Genomic DNA, 2,907 nt, shown 5'->3' with positions numbered 1-2,907 from the left:
TCATGCGTGCATCTCCTCGAGGTGGCTGAGGGCCATCGACACCAAGACGCGGACCACCTCGGCGCTCGCGTCATCAGCCAGTGGCGGTCTCTCGCGACACGCGGGCACCTTCGGCGTGGAGGGGGGCGGCAGCGTCGACCACGCCTCCATCCACGAGGCCATGCCGTGGCGCAGCAGCACGACCAAGCCCTCGCGCGCCGTCGGAGCGCGACGGAGCTCGAGTGCACGACCGCGCAGCGCCTCGTAGCGTTCTGTGTGCTCCGCCGAGGCCATCACCGTCGTGTCGCGCGTCTCGGTCATCGGCGTTTTTTTCCTGGCGCAGAAGCGCCCGCTCGATGCTGCGGCGGTGCACCGAGAGGCCGAAGCGTTTCGCGACGAGCAGCACAAGTTCGTCGGCGCTCCGTCCTGGGTTGTCTGCGAGCGCTTCGTCGATCGCCGTCATAACTCCGGCAGACAACTTGTGGGCCCCACGGGGCCCTGGCTTCTTCGGCAAGAGCGCCGGCAAGCCACCTTGGTCGAAGGCTCCCTGCGCCTGGTAGTACGAGGGGCGCGACAAGCCGAAGCGCGCGGCGCTGTTGCTTACCGAGAGACCGTCGACGCGGACACGACGCAGCATCTCGTACTTGACCTGCACGACGTCGCGCGCGTCGAAGAACTCGCCGGAGGCGAACAGCTCGTCAACGACCTTCTCGGGGCTCGGATGCATGCACCCCTGTTCACGCAGGGCATCAGCTTTGGGGTCGGGCTTCGGTCGGGTCATCCAGGCTCCATGGTTCGTAAAGTCAATTACGCCCACCATGACCCCGTCGTCAAGACAAACCTTGCGCAATGAGCGCGAGCTAGGACACATCTCGCGGTGCGCTCCGAGCCATTCTGAACGAGCAAGGCGAATGCCAAATCCGTCACCCGGCAAAATCGCCCTTACAGTTCTGGCAAAATCTCCTTTACAGATCCCCAGCCAAATCCACCGGTCGCTCGCGCCGCGCGTCACCGGCTCGCCTCGCGTACCAGCTTCACTAACGCCAGGAGATCGACGACGCGGAAACAGGAACGACCAGCCGATACCACCACGGCTGGATCCTCCGCTGCCGCGCTTGTCCAGCGAGCAGGAAGGCTGCGCGCCTCGCCCCTATCATCGACGTAGACCACGCGGTCCTCCGACCAGAAGTGGCGGTAGTCGACGAGCTCGTACTCGCACCCGAATAGTGGGTGGAACGGATGGGTCACCCGAAAACGTTGGTGTTCACCAGACGCATCGGGTGCACTTGACGGTGGTCTCCAAGGGCTCGGTCGAGCGCCTCGTCGGCTTCGTCAAGGCGAGCTTCCTCTTCGCTCGGACCTTCGTAAACCGCGAGGATGTCCTGGGGCAGCTCGCAGAGTGGTTGAGCGAGGTGAACGACGTGCGTCCATCGGATGCGACACGGCGCATCCCGTCGGAAGCGCTCAATGACGAGAAGCGCTGGCTCGACGAGCGCCGGGTGCCACACGCCGCGGACGACTGGCCGCTGCATGAGACGCTCACGGTCACGCCGATGGGTACGGTGCAGTTCGCGGGCACGTCTTACTTCGCGACCGCCCGCCATCTCGGCGCGCCGGCGACTGTGCTCGTGCGCGCGAAGACCGTCGAGGTCGTCGTGGCGAGCGAGTGCAGCGTGCACGCGCGCGAGGACCATAGCGGCGAGGTTCGGCGATTGCCTCATCAACGCCAAGAGATGCTCGCGGCCGTCCACGGCAAGCGCAAGATCGCGACGTTCCGGCGCCAGTGCCTCCTCGAGCTCGGGACCCACGCGTGGGCGTTCCTCAGCGTGCTCGTGCATCGTTGCCCGAATGGTCGTTGGGAGGAGCCGTGCTCCGAGCTCTTCGGCCTGCTCGAGCGCCACGGCGAGGATGCCTTGCGCGCGGCCTTCGCTCGCTGCGTCGACGCGAAGACGTTCCAGGTCGACGCGGTGCGAGCCGCCCTCGCGGAGGTCGCCGCTTGATGGACCTCTCGCACATCGACATCGCCGCGCTGCTCAAGCGACTCCACCTCGCGACGGTCGCGCGCATCCTGCCGGAGTACGAGCTGCGCGCGGCGAAGGAGGGGTGGACGCATCGCGAGTGGCTCACGCTCCTCCTCGCCGAAGAGGTCGCCCACCGCTCTGAGACGCGCGTGCAGAAGTGCGTGCGACGAGCGCATTTTCCCTACGTGAAGACGATCGAGGAGTTCGACTTCGTCTTTCAGTCCACGCTCGGTCGCCAACAGATCGGACCCTATCTCGGCCCGGAGTTCGTCACCGAGGGTCGCAACCTCATCCTCTCAGGCAGGCCCGGGCGCGGCAAGACGCACCTCGCGATCGCGCTCGCCTACAAAGCGATCCAGAACGGCTTCGAGGCCCGCTTCGTCACCGCGTCCGACCTCATCGACGAGCTTCACGGCGCCGCCCGCGACGGTTCTCTTCGCGAGGCGACCGCCTCCTACGTGCAGCCTCACGTCCTCGTCATCGACGAGGTCGGGTACCTGCAATGCGCCTCCGACGCCGCGAACGTCCTCTACGGAGTCGTCGACCAGCGGTGCCTGAAGCGACGCCCGATCGTGTTCACGACCAACAAGCCGCTGAAGCGCTGGGGCGAGGTGCTGCACGACGCCGAGCTCGCCGAGGCGCTCCTCGACCGCGTCCTCGAGCGAGGCCAGCACATCCGCCTTGCGGGCACCTCTTTCAGGACGCGCGCCGTCGATCCGAAAACCCTCGAGACCGACGAACCGTAACGCGTCCTGAAATCCAACAAGCGTGGCCGCCCCCGACCGCTCCGTCGCCGCCGCGCTCGCGTCTACTTCGACGAGCCGCCTCTTCGAATCCCCGCTAACCTACGCTTCGACCCGCCAGACTTTCTGGACGATTTCCGCCAGACTTTCGCGACATCACACAA

Annotated in this window: 4 protein-coding genes; 2 read left to right on the top strand and 2 right to left on the bottom strand. The window is 66.1% G+C overall.

Features of this window, described 5'->3' with window-relative positions:
- Positions 1-73: 73 nt before the first annotated feature.
- Both FJZ36_18810 and FJZ36_18805 read right to left on the bottom strand, forming a co-directional pair.
- Complete coding sequence (locus FJZ36_18810; protein ID MBM3216950.1) at positions 74-760, bottom strand: helix-turn-helix domain containing protein; 687 nt, start codon at positions 758-760, stop codon at positions 74-76.
- 227 nt (positions 761-987) lie between these two features.
- On the bottom strand, positions 988-1,227 hold the full coding sequence (locus FJZ36_18805; GenBank protein MBM3216949.1) for a hypothetical protein: 240 nt from the start codon (positions 1,225-1,227) through the stop codon (positions 988-990).
- Positions 1,228-1,391: 164 nt separating this feature from the next.
- Here FJZ36_18805 and FJZ36_18800 point away from each other — a divergent pair, with 164 nt between their 5' ends.
- Positions 1,392-1,979, top strand: coding sequence for a hypothetical protein (locus tag FJZ36_18800; GenBank protein MBM3216948.1), 588 nt, complete (start codon positions 1,392-1,394; stop codon positions 1,977-1,979).
- A complete protein-coding gene (locus tag FJZ36_18795; GenBank protein MBM3216947.1) occupies positions 1,979-2,746 on the top strand; it encodes an AAA family ATPase in 768 nt (255 codons plus the stop codon). Before FJZ36_18800 ends, FJZ36_18795 begins: the two co-directional genes overlap by 1 nt.
- The last annotated feature ends 161 nt before the right edge of the window (positions 2,747-2,907 follow it).

The sequence above is a fragment of the Candidatus Poribacteria bacterium genome (assembly GCA_016866785.1).
Classification (GTDB): Bacteria; Poribacteria; WGA-4E.
Note: the sequence above shows the minus strand (reverse complement) of the source record. Positions and strands in the feature narration are given on the sequence as shown.

What these genes read in the sequence shown, in the direction of transcription:
- FJZ36_18810 (MBM3216950.1), bottom strand. Translation starts at nt 760, where the DNA reads ATGACCCGACCGAAGCCCGACCCCAAAGCTGATGCCCTGCGTGAACAG.
- FJZ36_18795 (MBM3216947.1), top strand. Translation starts at nt 1,979, where the DNA reads ATGGACCTCTCGCACATCGACATCGCCGCGCTGCTCAAGCGACTCCAC.